This is a genomic window from Kordia sp. (assembly GCF_050633145.1).
In the GTDB taxonomy this organism is placed as follows: domain Bacteria; phylum Bacteroidota; class Bacteroidia; order Flavobacteriales; family Flavobacteriaceae; genus Kordia.
Window position 1 is genome coordinate 1 of record NZ_JBOEFY010000085.1, and the last position, 936, is coordinate 936.

The following is a 936-nucleotide window of genomic DNA, read 5'->3' on the forward strand; positions in this document are numbered from 1 at the left end:
GCATACCAAAACATCAGTAATCCACAGGTGTTATACATCAGAGCTGCGAATGCTGCAGGATGTACTACCGATATTACCATGACACTTCGTGTGCTTCCAATTCCAACACCAAACACAACACCAACACTCTTGGAGGCTTGTGATGATGATACAGATGGAGATGCAACCAATGGAATTTTACTCTTTGACCTGACACAATCAGAAGCAGAGATTGTAGATAATGAAAGTAATGTGACGGTAAGTTACCATACAACACAAGAAGATGCAGATGCAGATACCAATCCAATAGCAGACCCGACCATGCATACAGTAGACATGGCAACGGCAAATGCAAACGGACAGGTAATCATCTATGTGAGAGTAGAGAGTGACATTCAGATAGATAGTAACATGTTACCATGTTACAAGGTGGTAGAATTACCAGTAGTGGTACATCCATTACCAGCACTCACGGCTACAGCTTTTACCTATGTATTCTGTGAATATGATGCTGATAATGTAGGACAATTTGAGTGGGATGTAGTGACAAATTCACTAGATCTACTAACGGCTCCACAAATGGTGGCTGACTTTACAGTGACCTATCACTTAACAGTGGCAGAGGCATTAGCAGGAACAGGTGCATTAGTAGATGGCTTTGAAAACACAACAGATCCACAAACAATCTTTATTCGAGTAGAGAACACAGCTACAGGTTGTGTGAACACCAACAACATTGCAAGTTTGGAGATCAGTGTAGAACCAATACCAACGGCAACAGCACCAGATACCTTCCAGTTATGTGCTGTAGATGAGGCAGATCAAAATACAGCTGTGTTTGATCTGACAACCTTAGATGCAACCATTATAAACGGACAACAGAACATGGCAGTTTCATACTACAAGACAGCAACAGATGCAGATGGAGAAATCAACACTATTGCCAATGCAACGAGT

At 41.8% G+C, this 936-nt stretch carries 1 pseudogene; it reads left to right on the forward strand.

Annotation, left to right across the window (positions count from 1 at the left end):
- Positions 1–936 (forward strand): annotated as a pseudogene (locus tag ACRBBL_RS26570) (CUB protein); the annotation flags it as partial.